Annotated in this window: 19 protein-coding genes; all 19 read left to right on the forward strand. The window is 29.8% G+C overall.

The features are described 5' to 3' along the window. Window position 1 precedes the first annotated feature (1 nt). The 19 genes from M1R53_RS04160 (at window position 2) to M1R53_RS04255 (ending at window position 21,323) form a co-directional block, all read left to right on the forward strand. Window positions 2-784: a TlyA family RNA methyltransferase gene (locus M1R53_RS04160; protein WP_249243180.1), complete on the forward strand. Its 783-nt coding sequence runs from the start codon at window positions 2-4 to the stop codon at window positions 782-784. A gap of 4 nt (window positions 785-788) precedes the next feature. Continuing rightward, window positions 789-2,456 carry a DNA repair protein RecN gene (gene recN, locus M1R53_RS04165; protein ID WP_249243181.1) on the forward strand — a complete coding sequence of 556 codons (1,668 nt, stop codon included), beginning with the start codon at window positions 789-791 and terminating at the stop codon, window positions 2,454-2,456. 1 nt (window position 2,457) lies between these two features. Beyond that, window positions 2,458-3,012, forward strand: coding sequence for an NUDIX hydrolase (locus tag M1R53_RS04170; RefSeq protein WP_070599809.1), 555 nt, complete (start codon window positions 2,458-2,460; stop codon window positions 3,010-3,012). After that, on the forward strand, window positions 2,999-4,300 hold the full coding sequence (locus M1R53_RS04175) for a thymidine phosphorylase (RefSeq protein ID WP_249242083.1): 1,302 nt from the start codon (window positions 2,999-3,001) through the stop codon (window positions 4,298-4,300). Before M1R53_RS04170 ends, M1R53_RS04175 begins: the two co-directional genes overlap by 14 nt. Beyond that, window positions 4,300-4,902, forward strand: coding sequence for a site-2 protease family protein (locus M1R53_RS04180; RefSeq protein ID WP_249242084.1), 603 nt, complete (start codon window positions 4,300-4,302; stop codon window positions 4,900-4,902). Before M1R53_RS04175 ends, M1R53_RS04180 begins: the two co-directional genes overlap by 1 nt. Then, window positions 4,902-5,615, forward strand: coding sequence for a segregation and condensation protein A (locus M1R53_RS04185; RefSeq protein WP_249242085.1), 714 nt, complete (start codon window positions 4,902-4,904; stop codon window positions 5,613-5,615). The genes M1R53_RS04180 and M1R53_RS04185 overlap by 1 nt, the downstream gene beginning before the upstream one ends. Further along, window positions 5,608-6,156 (forward strand): SMC-Scp complex subunit ScpB, encoded by a 549-nt coding sequence (scpB, locus tag M1R53_RS04190; protein WP_249242086.1) that lies wholly within the window; start codon window positions 5,608-5,610, stop codon window positions 6,154-6,156. The genes M1R53_RS04185 and scpB overlap by 8 nt, the downstream gene beginning before the upstream one ends. Continuing rightward, complete coding sequence (locus M1R53_RS04195; protein WP_164993643.1) at window positions 6,143-6,850, forward strand: pseudouridine synthase; 708 nt, start codon at window positions 6,143-6,145, stop codon at window positions 6,848-6,850. The genes scpB and M1R53_RS04195 overlap by 14 nt, the downstream gene beginning before the upstream one ends. Next, window positions 6,847-7,440 (forward strand): tRNA 5-(aminomethyl)-2-thiouridylate-methyltransferase MnmM, encoded by a 594-nt coding sequence (gene mnmM / locus M1R53_RS04200; RefSeq protein WP_249242087.1) that lies wholly within the window; start codon window positions 6,847-6,849, stop codon window positions 7,438-7,440. The genes M1R53_RS04195 and mnmM overlap by 4 nt, the downstream gene beginning before the upstream one ends. Further along, window positions 7,418-8,284, forward strand: coding sequence for a MurR/RpiR family transcriptional regulator (locus M1R53_RS04205; protein ID WP_249242088.1), 867 nt, complete (start codon window positions 7,418-7,420; stop codon window positions 8,282-8,284). Before mnmM ends, M1R53_RS04205 begins: the two co-directional genes overlap by 23 nt. Next, a complete protein-coding gene (locus M1R53_RS04210; RefSeq protein ID WP_249242089.1) occupies window positions 8,285-9,517 on the forward strand; it encodes a BaiN/RdsA family NAD(P)/FAD-dependent oxidoreductase in 1,233 nt (410 codons plus the stop codon). Window positions 9,518-9,525: 8 nt separating this feature from the next. Further along, window positions 9,526-10,524, forward strand: a complete 999-nt coding sequence (gene cmk, locus M1R53_RS04220; RefSeq protein ID WP_346428859.1) for a (d)CMP kinase — start codon at window positions 9,526-9,528, stop codon at window positions 10,522-10,524. Continuing rightward, the gene (locus tag M1R53_RS04225) at window positions 10,524-11,072 is read left to right on the forward strand and encodes a lysophospholipid acyltransferase family protein (protein ID WP_249242090.1); all 549 of its coding nucleotides are present in this window, start codon (window positions 10,524-10,526) and stop codon (window positions 11,070-11,072) included. The genes cmk and M1R53_RS04225 overlap by 1 nt, the downstream gene beginning before the upstream one ends. Then, a complete protein-coding gene (locus M1R53_RS04230) occupies window positions 11,072-13,186 on the forward strand; it encodes a bifunctional 4-hydroxy-3-methylbut-2-enyl diphosphate reductase/30S ribosomal protein S1 (RefSeq protein WP_249242091.1) in 2,115 nt (704 codons plus the stop codon). The genes M1R53_RS04225 and M1R53_RS04230 overlap by 1 nt, the downstream gene beginning before the upstream one ends. Before the next feature lie 81 nt (window positions 13,187-13,267). Beyond that, the gene (miaB, locus tag M1R53_RS04235; protein ID WP_428979554.1) at window positions 13,268-14,626 is read left to right on the forward strand and encodes a tRNA (N6-isopentenyl adenosine(37)-C2)-methylthiotransferase MiaB; all 1,359 of its coding nucleotides are present in this window, start codon (window positions 13,268-13,270) and stop codon (window positions 14,624-14,626) included. Next, the gene (gene mutS, locus M1R53_RS04240; RefSeq protein WP_249242093.1) at window positions 14,613-17,153 is read left to right on the forward strand and encodes a DNA mismatch repair protein MutS; all 2,541 of its coding nucleotides are present in this window, start codon (window positions 14,613-14,615) and stop codon (window positions 17,151-17,153) included. Before miaB ends, mutS begins: the two co-directional genes overlap by 14 nt. Beyond that, window positions 17,154-19,103 carry a DNA mismatch repair endonuclease MutL gene (gene mutL / locus M1R53_RS04245; RefSeq protein ID WP_249242094.1) on the forward strand — a complete coding sequence of 650 codons (1,950 nt, stop codon included), beginning with the start codon at window positions 17,154-17,156 and terminating at the stop codon, window positions 19,101-19,103. Next, window positions 19,103-20,056 carry a tRNA (adenosine(37)-N6)-dimethylallyltransferase MiaA gene (gene miaA / locus M1R53_RS04250; RefSeq protein ID WP_249242095.1) on the forward strand — a complete coding sequence of 318 codons (954 nt, stop codon included), beginning with the start codon at window positions 19,103-19,105 and terminating at the stop codon, window positions 20,054-20,056. The genes mutL and miaA overlap by 1 nt, the downstream gene beginning before the upstream one ends. Next, window positions 20,049-21,323, forward strand: coding sequence for a methionine gamma-lyase family protein (locus tag M1R53_RS04255; RefSeq protein WP_249242096.1), 1,275 nt, complete (start codon window positions 20,049-20,051; stop codon window positions 21,321-21,323). The genes miaA and M1R53_RS04255 overlap by 8 nt, the downstream gene beginning before the upstream one ends. Window positions 21,324-21,356: the final 33 nt, after the last annotated feature.

A 21,356-nucleotide genomic window follows, 5' to 3' on the forward strand; every position in this document is an offset into this window, starting at 1 on the left:
TATGAGATTAGATAAGTATTTAAACGAATTTAAAGATATTGATAGTAGGACCAAAGCTAAAAAGTTAATTCTTGGTTCATTTGTCTATGTCAATGGCAAAATTATTCTTAGCCCAAGTTATGATGTTGATGAAAATGATATTGTAGAAATAAATGCAGATAATGATATAACTAGATACGTATCAAGAGGTGCACTTAAGCTAATTAAGGCGATAGATGCATTTAAATTAGATATTAATGATAAGACATGTATTGATATAGGAGCATCTACAGGAGGCTTCACAGACGTTTTAGTAAAGAATGGGGCACGTTTAGTTTATGCTGTAGATGTTGGCAAAGATCAACTTCACCCATCTTTAAAAGACAATAAAAGAGTTATATCTATTGAATCTTTTGATGCAAGAAACATTAAAGAGGATACATTTAATGAAGATTTTGATATAATAACGTCAGATTTAAGTTTTATATCATTAACATTATTAGCTGATGCTTTTAATTTGCTTGTAAATGAAAAAAGTAAACTTGTAGCTTTAATTAAGCCACAATTTGAATCAGGCAAAATAAAGAGAAAAAATGGCATATTTAATGATGCTAAATTACATATAGATGCAATAAATAAAGTGATATTATCTTTTCATGCAAAAGGCCTTTATTTAAATGATATATGCAAATCGCCTATAGAAGGCGGGGAAGGTAATATTGAGTACCTTGCATTATTTACAAGAAAAGACATTGCAAGAAATATTGATATTAAAAAATTAGTAAAAGATTCTTTAAGTAGGTGAATATATGCTTAAAAAATTATATATTAAAGATTTTGCTATAATTGATTCATTAGAACTTGACTTTGACAATGGTTTTTCCGCTATATCAGGTGAAACTGGTAGTGGTAAATCCATCATTGTTGACGCCTTAGCTGTTGTGCTTGGTGCAAAAGCGAGCAAAAATCAAATTAGAGATGGTAAAGAATTTTCAAGTATTGAAGCTCATATTGATTTAGATAATAAAAAATTAAGCAAAATTAATCAAATTTTGAATGCAAAACTAAAAAGTCCTATAATTCTAAAAAGAATTATATATAGAGACAAATCAAGTGAGAATTATATTAATGATATGAGTATAACGCTTAAAGATTTGAGTGAAATAAGCAATATTAGCATTAATATATTAGGACAAAAAGAGCAATTTACTCTATTAGATAAAAATGAACACATATATATACTTGATTATTTTGGAGATAATGAATATAAATCTTTACTTGGTGAAATTGAGGATCTGTATAATAAAATAGATAAAACAAATAAGCGTTTAAAAGAGCTTCCTAGAAATCAAAAAGAAATTGATAATCAGATAGATTTTATTGAATTTCAAAAAAATGAGATCGATAAAGCTGAAATTTTGGAAGGCGAAGACGAAGAGCTAGAGGCCGAAATAAAAAGGCTTAACTCTAGTGAGGATATAAAGAAAACATCTTATAAGATAAATCAAATTTTAAGAGAAAGTGAAAACTATAGCGTTGATACCTTGCTCTCAGATGCAAGTAACCTTGTAGATGATTTAAAAGAGTACTCAAAAGATGCCGCATCTTGGTACGAAAAACTTATGGATTATCAAGAGCTTATAAAAGATATAAATGAAGAGATAAATTATTTTTCTGACTCAATAGATTATGATCAAGAAAGGTTATATGAGTTAAATAAAAGAATTGATGAGATAAACAAGATTAAATATAAATATGGCAACACAATTTCAGATATTAATATATATAGGGAAGACCTGGACAAAAAACTTAAAGAAATAAAAAATATTGAGATAGAACGAGAAAATTTAGAGAAATCTTTAATTGATTATAAAAAAACATTTGACATAAAAGCAGATGAATTAAGCACGAAAAGAAAAGCACTAGCGAAAAAGATTTCAAAGATGCTAGAAGATGAATTAAAAACACTAAATATGAATAATATTCAGGTCGAGATATCGGTCGAGGCAAAGAAGGCCATGAAAGATTATGGCTATGACGAAGTAGAAATACTTATGAGCGCAAATAAAGGTCAATCTGTTAAGCCTATCAGTGAAATTATATCTGGTGGTGAAATGTCAAGACTAATGCTTGCCATAAAAAATTTAGGAGCTGATTTTGACAATATTGACACTATTATCTTTGATGAGATAGATGCAGGACTTAGCGGCTACACAGCAAGCTGCCTTGCAAATAAATTAAAAGAATTGTCAAATAAATACCAGATAATATCTATATCACATTTGCCACAAATTTTAGCTAAGGCAAAAGAACATTATCTAGTAGAAAAAGCTAATGAGAACGAATCTACCATAAGCCATGTTCGTAGACTTGACTATGATGGAAGAGTTTTAGAGCTAGCAAGGCTATTAAGCTCAGGTAAAATTAGTGATATAGCTATAAAAAATGCTAAAGAATTATTAAAAAGTGAGGAATAGAATGGAAAATATTGAAGTAGAAACAACGTTAAAAAGCGAAAAGATTTATCAAGGCAAAATACTAAGTTTGCGCATTGATACTATTGAAATGCCTAATAAAAAATATTCTAAAAGAGAAATAATTGAGCATAAACCTGCTGTTGTAATTATTGCAATAAAAGGAACTAAGCTTTTAATGGTTAGACAATACAGAAAGGCGGTTGAAAAAACTTTATTAGAAGTACCTGCTGGTCTTGTTGAAGTTCAAGAAACGCCTGTACAAGCTGCCACTAGAGAGCTTGAGGAAGAAACAGGTTATTTATGCGAAAACCCAAAATATATCATGGAGTTTTACACATCACCTGGATATTCTGACGAAAAAATCGATTTATTTTTGGCAGAAGATTTAGTAAAAACAGAACAACACCTTGATGATGGAGAATTTTTAGAAGTAGAAGAGATTGAGATAGAAGAGCTAAGAAAAAAAGTTTTATACGGAGAAGTTCAAAACGCAAGCTCAATCATTGCTATTAACTATGCTTATGATTATTTAAAAAATAAAAATGAACATAATTAACATAATTGAAAAGAAAAGAGATAAAAAATTATTAAATAAAAACGAAATTGACTTTTTTATCAGGGGTATATTAGATGAATCCATTGCTGACTATCAAACATCTAGTCTACTTATGGCAATTTTTTTGAATGGACTTAACGATGAAGAGACATATTATTTAACTAAGGCAATAATAGACAATGGTGAATATGTAGATTTTAAAGGTATTGACTCAGCTATACTCGATAAGCACTCAACTGGAGGTGTAGGAGATAAAGTAAGCCTAATACTTGGTCCAATACTTGCTTCTATGGGATATAAATTTTTAAAAATGAGTGGCAGAAGCCTTGGATTCACAGGAGGTACTTTAGATAAGCTTGAGTCTATACCAGGTTTTAAAGTTAATCAAAGTGATGAATGGATCAAAAAAACTGCTAATGATTTAGGCTTTTTTATAATAAGTCAATCAGAAAATATAGCTAAAGCCGATAAAATTCTTTATGCCCTTAGAGATGTATGCGCAAGTGTTGACTCAATACCCTTGATAGCTTCATCGATACTTAGTAAAAAATTTAGCTTTAGAAATGACTCCTTAGTAATTGATGTTAAGTGTGGTAGCGGCGCTTTTATGGAAAATATTGACAAAGCTAGAGAGCTTTGCAAAACAATGCTAGCTATATCAAAGGCTTTCCAAAGAAAAACTACTTGTATAATAAGCTCAATGAATAAGCCTCTTGGTAAAAGAGTTGGCAATAACCTAGAAATTATTGAAGTAATAGACTTTTTAAAAGGCAATTACAAAGATTATGATGACTTGTATGATGAGATAAATCATATAGTTTATGAATTAATTCTCAATATAGAGAACGTAGAATATTCTTTTGTCAAAGAGAAAATTAAAAATGTTTTAGATAAGGGCTATGCTTTTGAAATGTTCTTAAAGTTTGTTCACAATCAAGGTGGAGACATATCCTATATTGAAGATATAAATAAATTTGATAAAGCTAAATTTGAAACTGAAATTTTAGCTGATGCTTGTGGATATTTAAGTTCATATAAGCTAAAAGATATTGCCAAAACGCTTAATGAGCTTGGCGCAGGTAGATTAAAAAAAGAGGATATTATTGATTACACAGTTGGATTAATAAATGAAAAGAATATTGGAGACAAAATCAGTAAAGGTGATTTGCTATTTACTATAAGATCAAATAAAGAACTAAATTCGAGTCAAATAAAACTCTTAAAAGATAGTATAGTTTATACAGATAAATCAGTAAAAGATAAACATATTTTAGAGGTGATTAAATAATGCTTCAAAATATAAATTTACAAGAAATTATTATTAGGTCAATAGCAGTGCTAGTGACCATAATACCTCATGAAATGGCACACGGCTTTGCAGCTTATCTATGCGGTGATGAAACTGCTAAAAATGATGGTAGACTTTCACTGAATCCACTTCATCATCTTGACCCTATAGGAACTATATGTTTAATATTATTTAAATTTGGCTGGGCAAAACCGGTTATGATTAATCCAAATAATTTTAGAAATAGGAAAAGAGGTACATTTTTTGTATCTATAGCTGGTGTATTAACAAATTTTATCCTAGCAATCATTTCTGTTATTATATTGAAACATACAAATCTAAATGGTTTTATGCAAGAATTATTATTGAGCACCTTTTGGTTTAATATAATCTTAGGCGTATTCAATCTTATTCCAATACCACCACTAGATGGCTCTAAGCTAATATTTTCATTTTTACCAATAAAGTATGAGTATTATCTAGCGAAATACGAAAGATATGGCTATATTTTACTCTTACTACTTATAACTAGTGGTGCATTAGATAAAATTCTAATACCAATGGTTACTTTTATGATTAATTTGATTGGAAAGATAGTATAATGTATAATGTTGAAATAAGTAACTACAAAGGTCCTTTTGACGTTCTATTAGAATTAATAGATAAAGAAAAGATGGACATCTTTGATATACCAATAAATGAAATAACCGAAAAGTTTCTTGACTATATCAATACATCTGATGAGATTGATGTAGAGATGAGTAGCGATTTTCTTGTAATGGCTTCAAGACTTCTTGAGATAAAATCTAAGATGCTTATACCAGTTGAAAAAGATAACGTAGAAGAAGATCCTAGACTTGAACTAAGCAAAAATATTTTAGAATATAAAATATATAAAGATGTGTCTTTATATTTAAACTCTATGTACGAAGAATCAAATAATTTTGTGTTTAAACCTATGGATGAGATAGATGAGAAAGAAGAAGTTTTAGATTTAAACTTTGATTTAGAAAATTTATCAAAGGTGCTTGTGGCGCTGCTTACCACAAAAAGAACAATTATAAAACAAGAGCCAAGCAGTATACGTAGAGAAAAATTCAGTGTTAAAAAAATGACGCATGATATAGTTAAAAGGTTTAAAAAGAATAAAAATTTAAAATTAAGTGAATTTATTCCAGAAATTGTTGACGTAGCTTATGTAATCACATTATTTATAAGTGTACTAGAACTTATTCAAAACAAAGTGATTAACTATGAGCAAGAAGAGACATTCTCTGATATAAACTTCACATACATGGGTGATACTAATGAATAATATAAAACAAATTGTTAAAGCACTTTTATTTGCATGGGGAGACCCACTTGATATAAAAGTAATTAGTGAGATATGTGAAATAGAGCTTGATGAAGCAGAAACTATGATAGAGCAATTAAGAAATGATATGGACTCAAGTAATGATGGATTAAAAATAATTCGAATGAATAGCACATATCAGCTTATTAGCAGAGATATATATTTTGATTATGTAAAAAAATTACTTAGTGATAAAACAAAGAATAGTTTAAGTAACGCATCTATTGAAACACTATCTATCATCGCATATAAACAGCCCGTAACTAAGATGGAGATAGAAAAGATTAGATCAGTTAAGTCCGACGGTCCTGTAAATACATTACTTGATAGAGGACTTATAGAAGAAGTAGGAAGACTTGATACACCAGGTAAGCCTATACTTTATGGGACTACAGATATTTTCTTAAGAAGCTTTGGCATAGAAGATTTATCTGAGCTTCCAAATATAAACATGGATATTGATATAGAAAGGCAAGATAATGGAGAAAGTGAGATTAAATAAGTTTATAGCTGAAAACGCAGAAGTATCTCGCAGAAGAGCAGACGAACTTATTGAAAAAAAGAAAGTAACAGTAAATAATAAAGTGGTTGAGAAAATGCCGTGTTTTGTCGATCCTGAAAATGATATAGTTAAATTAAATGGAGATGTAATTAGCATTGATAAAGACAGAAAGATATACATAGCTCTAAATAAACCGCTAGGTTACGTGACTACATTAAAAGATAAATACGCAAAAAAAATAATTTCAGATCTATATGACTATAAGATAAAAAAGAGAATATATCCTGTTGGAAGACTTGATGCAAATACAACTGGTTTATTGCTTTTAACAAACGATGGTCAATGGTCTAATGGAATTATGCATCCAAAGCATGAAATATATAAAGAATATATCGCAAAGTTAGATAAGGCGCCTAATAAAAATGATCTTAATAAGCTAAGAACTGGTGTATATCTTGATGGCGTCAAAACTGCGCCAAGCATTGTAAAGGTGCTTAATGTTTATGATGAGAGCTCTTTAGTATCTATATCAATATGCGAGGGTAGAAATCATCAAGTTAGAAATATGTTTAAAGTATTAGGATATAAAGTACTTATGTTAAAAAGAGTTAAAATTGGTAATTTAGAACTAGGACCACTAAAGGTCGGAGAATTTAGAAAATTATCAAGGGAAGAAGTTGAATCATTTAGATGAAATATAAATTCTTAGATAACACTAATCATTTTATTGATTATATATTAAAAACTTTTTTGAAAGATAAAAAGATACTAGTAGATATGACTTGTGGCAATGGTCACGACAGCCTAAGAGTATTGCAAAATGCTCCAAATTATGAAAAATTATATCTTTACGATGTTCAAATCAAAGCTATAGAAAACACAAAATCTTTATTAGATTCATACGCATATAAGAACTGTATCTATCTTAACAAAAGTCATGATGATTTATCAGATATACATGAAGATATTGATTTTGCAATATATAATTTAGGTTATCTACCTGGAGCTGATAAAAAGCTTGTCACCAATTCAAAAAGCACAATAAAATCAATAGAATTACTATTAAAAAAGCTAAGTTTTGGAGCAATTATTATGATAACTACATATCCAGGTCATGAAGAAGGAAGTGTAGAAGATATTAAGATTTATGATTTTTTAAATAGTTTAGATCAAAAAATTTTTAATGTTATTAAGCTAGAATTTATTAATCAGAAAAATAAGCCATGTAAAACGTATATTTTAGAGAAGAGGAGTGAGGATGATGGAGAAAAATTTAATCTATAGAATTGAACAAAATAAAAAGCAATTTAGTAAAGGGCAGAGGTTAATTGCCGACTACATTCTTAACAATTTTCATAAATCAACCTTTCAAACTGCTCAAAAACTTGCTGTAGAGCTTGGTTTAAGTGAATCAACCGTAGTAAGATTTGCTACATTACTTGGTTATGACGGATACAAAGAGCTTAAAGACGATATTCATGAGCTGGCTAAAATAAGTCTATCTAATATAGACAGAATTAAGCTAAGACAAATAAAAACCATGGATGAACTCGTTGAATCATGCTTAACAACTGATGCACACGACGTAAAAAGATTAAAAACTGATCTTGATAAAGAAAAACTTTATGAAGGCATAAATATTTTAAATAAAAGCAGAAAAATTTTCGTTCTTGGTTTAAGAACATCATCTTTCTTGGCAAATTATTTCTGCTTCTACTTAAAATTAATGGGTAAAGACGCTATCATAATTAATTCAGATGACGATATAGTTTATGAAAATATGTTACACATGAACGAAAAAGATACATTCTTTTGCATTAGCTATCCAAGATACTCTAAAAAATCAGTAAGCATTCTTAAATACGCTAAATCAAAGGGAAGTAAGGTTATTTCTCTAACAGACAATACAAATACAACTATTGCTAAAAACAGCGATTTAGTTTTAGTTGCAAAAAACGATATAATTCTATTCATAGATTCATTCGTCGCTCCACTATCGCTTATAAACATAATCATAGCTGGATTAAGCTTTAAAAACTTAGAGTCAACTCAAGATTATTTAACAGAAATGGAAAGGATTTATAAGTCTTATGACATATATGATTTTGATCCTTATGAAGATAAATAAATGAATAATATATATGATGTAGCCGTAGTCGGTGCAGGAGCTGCAGGTCTTATTACTGCTGTACATTGCGCTAAGAATGGTAAGAAAGTTATTTTATATGACAAGAATAAATATCCAGGTAGAAAGCTTAGAATAACAGGAAAAGGTAGATGCAATATCTGCAACTACTCTGATAATGAGAATATACTTAAAAATATTGTTCACAATTCAAAATTTATGTATAGTTCATTAAATAATTATTCAGCAATTGATCTTATTAAATTTTTTAATGACAACGGCATAAAAACTAAAGTTGAAAGAGGCAATCGTGTTTTTCCTCAGTCTGATGATGCTATGGAAATCATAGAAATGTTTAAAAATCTCATAAAAGATTTAAATATAAAATTTAAAAATGAAACAATAGTTAAAGATATAGAAAAAGTCGATGAAACTTTTAAAATTATTACTAGCTCTGGAGCGGATTATGCAAAAAATCTTGTAATAGCTTGTGGTGGTATGAGCTACAAAATAACTGGCTCTAATGGAGATGGATATAATTTAGCTCAAAAATTTGGACATAGTATAAAACCTATCAAGGCATCATTAGTTGCGATGAATACAAGTCTAGATAAAGATGACAGACTTGAACTTATGGGACTATCTCTTAGAAATGTAGAAGTAAGTGTTATAAATGAAAAAAAGAGAAAAATTTTTAAAGAGTTTGGTGAAATGCTTTTCACTCACTTTGGTATATCTGGACCAATAATACTTAGTGCTTCATCATATATGAGTACAAATGAAGCTTATAAACTCATCTTAGATTTAAAACCTGCCTTGAGTGAGGATCAATTAGATAATAAATTAATTTTACTTTTTGAAGAAGAACATTTAAAATCCATTGGAAAAGTATTAGAAAATCTATTGCCAAAAAAATTAATAAATATATTTTTAAATTCGATAAATATAGACTATTATAAAAAAGCATGTGATATAACTAAGTCTGAGAGAGCATCTATTATCAACAATTTAAAGCACTTCGATTTAAAATATGATTCTTTAAGAGATATAGATGAAGCAATAATTACAGCTGGCGGGGTAAATGTGAAAGAGATTGACCCAAAGACTATGGAATCAAAATTAGTAAAAAATCTCTACATAGTAGGAGAAGTCTTGGATATAGATGCTTTAACAGGTGGATATAATTTACAGATAGCGTTTTCAACAGCATATCAAGCAGCCATGAACATTGAGTAGGTGAGAGTATGATAGCGATTAGAGGAGCAGTAGATGCTCAAAATACAGCGAGTTCAATAATTAATCAAAGCAAAATTTTATTAGAGGAAATAATAAAATTAAATAAATTAGATAAAACAGAAATAAAATGTATTTTATTTACAGCGACTCAAGATATTGATAAGGCATATCCAGCACTTGCAGCGAGATACATTGGTCTTAATGATACAGCACTTATATGCTTAAATGAAATGCTTGTAGAAGGCCAAATGCAAGGTGTTATAAGAACTACTGTATTTTATAATGATGATATAAATAAAACCGATATTTATTTAGGCAAAACAAAATCTTTAAGAAAGGATAAATACATGGACAATAATATTAAAATCGCAATAGACGGACCAACTAGTGCTGGCAAGAGCACTATAGCAAAGTTATTAGCACAAAAACTTAAAATAAACTATGTAGACACAGGTTCAATGTATAGAGCTTTAACATTGAAGGTTCTAAATAATAATATTGATCCTAAATCAGAAGAAGATGTTACGTCTATAGCTGATAAGACAAAGATAGATTATTTTGAAAATCACATCTTTCTCGATGGACTTTGTGTTGACGATAAAATTAGAAATGAGCTAATTGATAAAAATGTTTCTTATGTTTGTCAATATAGAGACGTAAGAAAAAGATTAGTTAGCCTTCAAAAAGAAATTGCTTCAAAATCATCTGTAATCATGGATGGACGTGACATTGGTACAGTTGTTTTAAAGGATGCTAATTACAAGTTTTTTTTAACTGCATCTGCTGATGTTAGAGCAAAAAGAAGATATAAAGAATATCTAGAAAAAGGCTTAGAAGTTAATTTTGAAGATATAAAGAACGATTTAATTCGTAGAGATGACTATGACTCACATAGAGAAGTAGACCCATTAGTAAAAGCGAGTGACGCTATTGAAGTTAACACAGATGATAAAAATATTGAAGAAACAGTAGAATTGATGCTATCGTATATTAATGGAGATAAATAATGTATAAAATAATTAGATTTATTGGTATAATAATCGGACACTTATGCTTTAGATTTGATATTAAAGGTAAAGAAAATTTGAATCAAGAAAATAATTTTATATTGGCTGGTAATCATAGATCAAATTGGGACCCAATATTTTTAGCTATGAATCTTGGAACCAATGTGGCTTTCTTTGCAAAAAAAGAGCTTTATGAAAATCCATTTATGAGATTTGTGCTTACTAAGTCAAACGCTATAAAAGTTGATAGAGAAAAAGCAGATATCAAAGCAATAAAAGATGTTATGAGAACACTTAAGAATGGTAATAATTTAATTTTCTTCCCAGAAGGCACTAGAAATGTTGATGGAACAGCCAAAGCTAAAGAAGGAATACACTTAATTGCTAAAAGAACTGGCACAAATATAATTCCATGCCATATTGAAACAAACTATAAACTTTTTTCTAAAGTAAAAATTACTTTTGGAGAAATAATTAATGTAGATGAATACGAACAATTGGAAGGAGATTTCTCTGAAAACTTAATGAAAAGGATATTGTCATTATAATGAAGATATATTTAGCAAAATATTATGGTTTTTGTTCTGGCGTTCGTTTAGCTGTAAAAAAAGCGAATGATTTCTTGGAAAAGCATAAAGATGCAGAAATTGTTGGTGATTTAGTACACAATAAAACTGTGATTGATGAGTTTAATCGTCTAGGACTTAAACAAATTGATGATTATAAAAAAATTTTTTCAAATAATATTATCATACGCGCACATGGTGAAACAGTTGAAAATACTAAGTTTTTAGAAGAAAATCATAAAAATATTTGTGATACAACTTGTATAAAAGTAAAAAAAATTCACGAATTAGTGGAAAAATATTCAAATATAGGTTATAATATTATTATAGCTGGTGATAAAGAACATCCAGAAGTAAAAGCTATAGTATCTCATTCAAAATCAAAGGCAATAGTAATTAAAGATTTTGATGAAGCAAAAGATATTATTGGCTTAAAGCATCTTGCAGTTTTTGCTCAATCAACATTTATTTATGATAAATTTGATCAGATGTCAAAATACATAACGGAGCATAATGAGGATGTACTTGTATTTAACACTATATGCAATGCTACTGAAAACAGACAAAATGCAGTTAGAGAGCTTGCAAAGAAAGTAGATGTAGTTTTGGTCTTTGGATCAAATTTTAGCTCAAATACAAAAAAGCTATATGAAATCTCAAAGAATATAAATCCAAAAACATATTTACTTGAAAATATTCATGAGCTGGACATGAGTTTAATAAAACCAGATTATAAAATTGGTATTACAGCAGGTGCTTCGGCGCCTGATGATATAATTAAGGAGGCAATTAAAGTAATGGAAAATTTAAACCACGAAGAAACAATGAAAAAGGAGGATGCTAAAGAAACAAAAAAAGATGAAATGATAAAGGCAATTGATGATTCTTTCAAAAGAATATCAAGAGGCGAAATCATTGAAGGCGAAGTTCTTTATGTAACTGACAACGATGTTAGTGTAAACATCAACTTCAGAAGCGACGGTATTATTAAAAAAGAAGACCTAGCTGAAGAAGACGTTAATCCAAAGGATCTATATAAACAAGGTGATAAGATCAAAGTTTATGTAGTTAAGATTGACGACGGTGAAGGTAATGTTGTTCTATCAACTAAGAAATTGAAAGAAATGGAAGTTTGGGACAAGATTGAAGAAGTTAAAGACAGAAACGAAATAGTTTCTGTAAAAGTTAAATCACTTACTAAGGGTGGTTTGATTGTTAGCTATGAAGGAATTCAAGGATTTATACCAGCTTCACTAGTATCAGTTAGATATAAAGAAAATCTTGAAGAATTTGTTGGACAAACTTTAGACGTTGTAATTATTGACGTTGATATAAATAAGAGAAGATTAGTATTCTCAAGAAAAGCTGTTGAAAAACAAGAGCTTGACAAGAAGAGAGAAGAAGCTTGGGAAAATATTAAAGAAGGCGAAATAATTAAAGGAACTGTAGCAAGAATCGTTGATTATGGTGCTTTCATAGACCTAGGCGGAGTTGATGGCTTAGTTCACATCACAGACCTTACATGGGGCAGAATTAGAAATCCTAAGGATGTTTTAAAACAAGGCCAAGAAATTGAAGTTAAAGTCTTATCAGTAGATAAAGAAAAGAACAGAATTTCACTTGGATTAAAACAAACAGTACCTGAACCATGGTCAGTATTTACTGAAAAATACCATGTAGGTGATGTTGTTGAAGTTGAAGTTGTTAATATTGAATCATATGGCGCTTTCGTTAGAATCATGGAAGGCGTAGACGCTTTACTACACGTTTCACAAATTTCTCATAAGAGAGTTAATGATCCAAAGGATGTATTAAAAGTTGGCGATCGCTTCGATGTTATGATTACAGAAATTCATGACGACAAAAAGGTAAGTGTATCTAAGAGAAGACTTGAAGAACCAGTTCAAGAAGAACATGAAGAAGAAGCTCCAGTAGCTGAAGAAGTTCATGAAGAAGAAAAACACGAAGTTGAAGAAAAACACGAAGTAAAGGAAGCTGAAGCAAAAGAGTTACCTGTACAAGAAGATGATTTATCTGAAGATATGGGTGCGTTATTTAAAAATGCAATAGAAAATTCTGAATCTGAAGAACAATAATAATTGATTTTTAAAGGCACGCCTAGGCGTGCCTTTAATTAGTTAGGAGTTAGACAAATATTGAAAAGTATATTAAAATATATAAATGATTATCAAAATAAATACAATAAATCACCAAGTTTTATGATTAGAACTTATGGCTGCCAAATGAATGAACGCGACAGCGAATCCATAAGCTGGATTTTATCTAAAGAAGGTTTTGTAGAGACTAACAATATGGAGGATGCTGATATAGTCATATTCAATACCTGTGCCGTCAGACAAAACGCTGAAAATAAACTTATAGGTAATCTTGGTGATTTAAAACATACAATGGAAGCTAAAAATTTAGAAAAGATTATCATGGTTTGCGGCTGTGTTATGGAAATCGACTCATCGAGACAATTCTTAGAAGATAAGTTCAAGCATGTAGATATCATATTTGGAACTAATTCCATTGCAATATTAGAAGATTTGCTTGAAGAGCATCTATCTACTAAAAAACAAGTTGTTAACATTGATTCCATTAATCTAAAGACAAGAGAAACAATTGGCCAAAATAGAAAATATAATTTCAAATCTTATGTCAATATTATGTATGGTTGCGATAATTTTTGTACATATTGCATTGTACCATACACAAGAGGCAGGGAGGTATCAAGAGACGCAAAAGATATAATCGCTGAAGTCAAGCATCTTGTTAATAGTGGCGTTAAAGAAGTAACTCTACTTGGACAAAATGTTAACTCTTATGGAAAAACTTTAGACCCTCAAATTTCTTTTGCTGAACTTATATATAAAATTGCTGATATAGATGGGCTTGAAAGAATCAGATTCATGACATCGCATCCTAAGGATATATCTAAAGAACTTATATATGCTTTTGATGAGATAGATAAGTTAATGCCATTTTTGCATATACCTGTGCAATCAGGCTCTGATAGAATACTTAAGCTTATGAATAGAAAGTATACTAGAGAAGATTATTTAGAAAAAATTGATATGATAAAGTCTCTAAAAAGAGATATAGCCTTATCAACAGACATCATCGTTGGATTTCCTGATGAAAGTGATACTGATTTTGATGATACCATTGATTTAATTAAAAGGGTAGGCTATGATCAAGCATTTACTTTTATATACTCAACTAGACCTGGTACTCTTGCTGCTAAGATGAAAAATCAAGTTCCTGATGATATTAAAAATGCAAGACTACAAAGACTTATTGAAGTGCAAAACGATATTAGCTTAGAAAAAAATAAAAAATATTTAGGCAAAACACTTAATGTATTAGTAGAAGGAACTTCTTCAAAAGATGACAATTTCTACTCAGGTAGATCTGAAGAGTTTAAATTAGTTAACTTTAAAGCTAATGAGGAAGACATTGGCAATATTGTTAAAGTAAAAATAAATGATGTTAAATCATTTTCTTTAAATGGTGAGAAAGTTGAAGATAGATAAAGACAAATTATCTCCTATGATGAGGGAGTATGTAGAACTTAAGGAAAAGAATCAAGATGCTATAGTTATGTATAGGATTGGTGATTTTTTTGAAATGTTTTTTGACGACGCGATTGAAGCGAGCGAGCTGCTTGATTTAGTCTTAACAGGACGTGACTGCGGACTAGATGAGAGAGCTCCTATGTGCGGTGTGCCAGCTAAAGCAGTTGATTTTTATATCAATAAACTTGGTCAAATGAGTAAAAAAGTTGTTATAGTTGATCAAGTTGAGGACCCAAAGCTAGCTCAAGGCCTTGTCAAAAGAGATATTGTTAAGATAGTTACACCAGGTACTTCATCAAGCGGAGAAGAACTTAATAAATATATAATTTACCTTTATATTGACGATATGGGTGCATCAATAGTTAAGTGTGACTACTTAACTGGTGATATCGATGCTCATGATTATAAGCTTAAGAGCAGCGTTTATGACATAGTTGACAGCATATTCAAGTATAATGTTGCCGAAGTTTTTATTAATGATGATTATCCAGAACTTGAAAACCTTATTAAGTATTTCGGCAAAAAGTCACTAGAATATGTAAAGACTTATAAGATTGATAATAATCTTGATGATATCATATCTATCTTAAAAGAAAATCACAATATAAATCTTAAGAAAAATGATTATAGAAAGATAATTGCTATATATTATCTTATATCTTATCTTGAATATACTCAAAAAAATGATTTGAAGCATTTTAAATTTGAAAATATCAATGATGATGTTAAAACCATGATTCTAGATGATCAAACTAGACTAAATCTTGAGATAGATTCATCATACAATACTAAGTCAAAAACTTTATTTGATATACTTAATGATACCAAAACGGCTATGGGTCTTAGATATCTCAAAAATGCTATGCTTAAGCCACTTATTAACGCTAGTGATATAAACGAAAGACTTGATTTAGTAGAGTATTTTTATAAAAATGAAATAGAAATGACTGGTATTAGAAATTATCTTAAAAATATTCGTGACGTAGACAGAATTTCTAACAGAATCAATGAGATGACTGTTACAAAACAGGATATGCTAAGGCTTAAAGACTACATTATATATTCTGAAAATGCTGTAGCGCTTATAAAAGATGAAAATATTCGAAATAATTTTAAATTTTTTGCCTTAGATGACATAGTTAAGCTTATAGATATCGCTATAGATTCTATGGATAGTGACTATATAATTAAGCTTAATTACAACTCAGAGCTTGATAAATACAGAAGCCTTCAAAATGATTCTTTAAAGGAAATACTTTTACTTGAGGATAAAGATAGAAAAAATACTAAAATTAAAAATCTTAAAATAAAATACAATAAAATTCTTGGATATTTCTACGAAGTAACTAAATCAAATTTAAATATGGTTCCAGACTACTTTATTAAGAGAGCTACTCTTGTTAATAGTGAAAGATTTATTACCGAAGAGCTTAAGGCGCTTGAAACAGAGATACTTACAGCGAAAGATAAATTTGAATCGCTTGAAAAAGAGTTATTTAATGATATAAAGAATAAATTATTAGATAGCTTATCTAGAATAAAAAATTTAAGTGAAAAAATTGCTTATCTTGATTTTATAGTTAATCTTGCATATATTGCAAGAAAAAATAAATATGTAAGAGCAAGTATATCTGATGACAATCTTGTACTAAAAAATTCAAGACATCCTGTAATTGAGAAGAACCTCAAAGATACAGCCTTTATAGAGAACGATGCATACTTTGATACCAATAAGTATATAAAAGTCATCACAGGGCCAAATATGAGCGGTAAATCGACTTATATGAGGCAGATTGCAATATCTTTATATCTAAATCAAATAGGAAGCTTCGTTCCAGCGAGTGAAGCGAAACTACCTATTGTAGATAGGATATTTACTAGGATAGGTGCTTCAGATGATATATCAAGAGGTAACTCAACTTTTATGGTTGAGATGAAAGAAGTAAATGAAATATTAAAATTTGCTACAAAAGATAGTTTCATCGTTCTAGACGAAGTTGGTAGAGGCACTAGCACTAACGATGGCTTATCCATAGCCTTTGCAATACTTGAGTATATATCTAAGAAAATCAAGGCTAAAACAATTTTCAGTACTCATTACCACGAAATACCTCATTTAACTGAAGGCTTTAAAAATGTTGAGCAAATATCTATGGATATATTAGAAGATGGCGAAGATTTAATATTTTTAAGAAAGATAAAGAATGAAGCGCAAGATAAAAGCTACGGTATATATGTAGCAAAGCTTAGCGGTATCAATGATGACGTTATTTCAAGCGCTCAAGAGATGATGGATAGACTTGAATACCAAGACCTAAGTGTTAGAAAAAAAGAGAAAGAAAGTACAAATATTAGCTTAGATGAATACAAATACAGATCTTATGTAGATTCAATCAAGGCTATAAACATAAATTCAATGACTCCAATGGATGCTCTAAACGAGTTAAATAAGATAATTGAAAAAGCAAAAAAAATAGGTGATTAGATGATAAAAGTATTATCAAAAGAAACTGTTGATAAGATAGCTGCTGGCGAGGTTATAGAAAGACCAGTCTCAGTTGTCAAAGAACTTGTTGAAAATTCAATAGATGCTGGCGCTACTAATATCATTATCAAGATATATGATGGTGGCAAGAGAAAGATATCAATTTCTGATAATGGCAGCGGAATTAACAGAGAAGACGTTAATCTTGCCTTTATTAAGCACTCTACAAGCAAAATCGAAAATGTTGATGATTTGTATAGGATACACACTATGGGCTTTAGAGGCGAAGCTTTGGCGAGCATCAAGGCTATAAGCAATGTTAGCTTGATAAGCAAGACTGAAGAAGAAGAGATTGGCTCTAAAATAAGCTTTTTTAATGGGAATAAAAGGATAGAAAATATATCCACCAATAAAGGCACATCAATCATTGTCGAAGATATCTTCTATAATATTCCTGCAAGAAAGAAGTTTTTGAAGAAAGATACTTATGAATCAAATCTTATAAATGATCTTCTTTATAAACTTGCTATAGCAAATCCAGCTATTGGCTTTAAATATATGAATAATGATAAGGTCATCTTTGATTTATTTAGTAATCAAAGCTTATACGAAAGGATTAACAGTCTTTATGGCTATGATACGGCTATTAATATGAAAGAAGTTAATATTAGTAGCGATAAATTTAAAATTAGAGGATATATTTCAAATAATCTTCTATATAGAAGCAATAAAAAGAATCAGCTTTTATATATAAACAATAGAACTGTTAGGAATGAAACTATTAATAAAGTAATAAACGAAGCGTATAAATCTACTATACCACTAAATAGATTTCCAGTCTTTTTCTTATTTATAGATATAGACCCAAGTATGCTTGATGTTAACATACATCCAGCTAAGACTGAAGTTAAAATACAAGATATGGATGAGCTACTAGTCTTATTAAACTCAAATCTAAAACGTATAATAAATAATGATGTTGAGCTTAAAATTGCCTTTTCAGATAAAAAAGATGAAAGGGAAGAGGAGACTAAGCTAAATATAGTGGAAAAAGATGAAGAAAAAAGTGATGATGCAGTAAAAATTACTTATGAAGAGGATATTAATGATATAGATAATACAAATTATGCTAAATCTAATGATGATATATATGACGATGAATTTACTGAGGGTGAAATAAATAATTTAGATGAAAATAATGCAGATATACCAGTTTTTGATGATGAAGAGTTCATAAATGACATAAATTTATTGCAAGATAGAAATAATAATATTAAAGAATCTAAACAAAATTATGAAGAGTTTTTAATATTTGATGATGAAGCTAAAGAAGATAATAATAAAATACTTATGGACGATATCAATATACTTGACGCGTATAAGATAGAAGGCGTTTTGTTCAATACTTTTATACTGCTTTATGACTACAATAACGACTTCGTTGTTATGATTGATCAACATGCTGCTCATGAGAGGATATTATATGAAGAGTTCACTGAAAAGTTTAGAAATTCTAAGGTAAATTCACAGTTTATAGAAGCTGTCTCTCCAGTGAAACTAACAGTTAACGAAGAAGAAACTATAAAAGAAAATATGGCTCTACTTAATAAGTTTGGTTTTACTATAGATATATATCCTGATCATAATGTAGTTGTTAGAAGTATGCCTATAATATTTGGTGGTAATTATAGCCTAGACTTAATTAAAGATATAATCGGTATACTTGATGATGAAAAAACTAATATCTATGACTATAAGGTTGAAAAGATTATGAAGTATGCTTGTAAAAACGCTATCAAAGCTGGAGATAAAATATCAAACATCGAGATAGACAAACTTATTGAAGACCTTAAGAAATGTAAATATCCGACAACATGTCCTCACGGTAGACCAAGTATGGTTATACTGAAGAAGAATATGATTGAAAAGATGTTTTTTAGGATACAATAATGAAAGAAAAAATAATAGTAATTTCAGGCCCGACTGGTATTGGTAAATCAAAGGTCGCTGTTGAGCTTGCTAAAAAACTTGAAAATGCTGAGATAATCTCATCAGACTCAATGCAAATATATAAAGAAATGAGCATAGGTACAGCAAAAGTTACTGATGAAGAGATGTCTGACGTTAAGCATCACATGATAGATGAAGTTAGCATTCATGATAATTTCTCTGTATACGATTATCAAAAGAAGGCAAAAAAGCTAATTAGTGATATGAATGAGCGTGGAATAATCCCTATAATCATAGGTGGAACAGGTTTATATATTAATTCCTTATTATATAAGCTTGATTTTAGCAGCGAAGCTGAAGATAAAGAGCTTAGAGAAAAAATAAATAATGATGCAAATAAATATGGCAATGAATATTTATATAATAAATTAAAAGAGCTAGATCCAGAATGTGCAGAAAAGCTCAGCATAAACGATACTTTTAGGATCATTAGAGCTTTAGAGGTTATATATAAGAGTGGCAACAAGTACAGCGAAGAAAATAAAAATTTCAGAGAATACAATGATGACTATGATAAGCTTATATATATACTTCAAACAGATAGAGAACTTTTATACGATAGAATAAACAAAAGAGTCGACAAAATGCTTGAAGCTGGTCTTTTAAATGAAGTTAAATACATTATCAAGGATATGAGTCCAAATGAAATCGCTTCAAATAGAGCTCTTTTAGCTATTGGATATAAAGAACTTATAAGCTATCTACAAGGAGAAATTACTTATGAAAGAGCTGTTGAACTTATCAAGCAAAAGTCTAGGAACTATGCAAAAAGACAATTAACATGGTTTAGACGTGAAGGCGAAGCTAATTTCATTGATATGAACTTTGATGATATAGAGCAAACAGTCCAAACAATATATAAAGATATTAAAAAAAGGTGGAAGAATGAATAATATTTACAAAAAGTACGATTTGTCAGACGCTGTCATAAATTTAGTTAATGACGCAAGTGATGAATTGAGTGAAACATATAAAGAATATGAAAAGAATAAAGAGATTAATCAAATAAAGGTTATACATGCCATGCAAAAAAATAACCTAGCTGCATCAGACTTTTATTTTGCTACTGGCTACGGTTATGGTGACATCGGTAGAGATAAAATTGAAGAGATTTTCAAAGACATCTTTAATGCAGAAGATGCTTTAGTAAGAACTTCTATAGTTTCAGGCACTCACGCTATATATATAATGCTTGCTTCAGTTTTAAACTACGGAGATGAATTTATATACGTTACTGGAGCTCCTTATGACACTATACAAAAAAGTATAGGCTTAGTTGGCGATTTAAGTGACTCTTTAATGAAGAAAGGTATAATGTATAGCCAAGTAGAACTAAAAGGCGCTACGATTGATTTTGAGGCCTTAGAAGCGAAAATAAGTAAAAATACCAGAGCAATTGTTGTGCAAAGGTCGATTGGATACGAATTTAGAAAAGCTATCAATCTACACGCAATAAAAGATGATATGCTTAAGTTTAAAGATAAGCATCCGGACATTGTTATCATGTATGACAATTGTTATGGTGAATTTACTGACAGTATTGAACCAACAGATATCGGCGCAGATATCATAGCTGGATCACTTCTTAAAAATCTTGGTGCCGGCATAAGTTTAGGAGGTGGCTACTTAGTAGGTAGAAAAGATTTAATAGAGCTAGCTGCAGACCGCTTATATGCGCCTGGCTTGGGTAAAGAACTTGGCTTATCTTACGGAACTCTTAGAACAACACTACAAGGCTTATACATGTCTCCAAGAGTAGTATGTGAAGCATTAAAGACACAAAGTTTATTTTCTTATGTATTTAAAAAGCTTGGCTTTGATTGTACACCAGAATTTGACGAGCACAAATCAGACATAGTTTGCGCAATAAAGTTCAAAGATCCAGATATACTTATTAAGTTCTGTAAATCAATACAAAAAGCAGCTTGCGTTGACTCATTCTTAACACCTGAGCCTTGGGACATGCCCGGCTATGAGAACAAGATAATCATGGCTTCTGGTAGCTTTATAGATGGCTCTTCCATAGAGATATCAGCAGATGGTCCGATAAGAGAGCCATATATCGCATATTTCCAAGGATCAATGTCATTAGAACAAGGTAAATTAGGCCTTATGATAGCCTTACAAGACCTAGTAGACGCAGGGAAGATATCCTTATAATATAATATGAGAAAAATAAAAGTATTAGAGCGA

It is taken from the genome of Fenollaria massiliensis (genome assembly GCF_023347705.1).
Taxonomy (GTDB): domain Bacteria; phylum Bacillota; class Clostridia; order Tissierellales; family Peptoniphilaceae; genus Fenollaria; species Fenollaria massiliensis.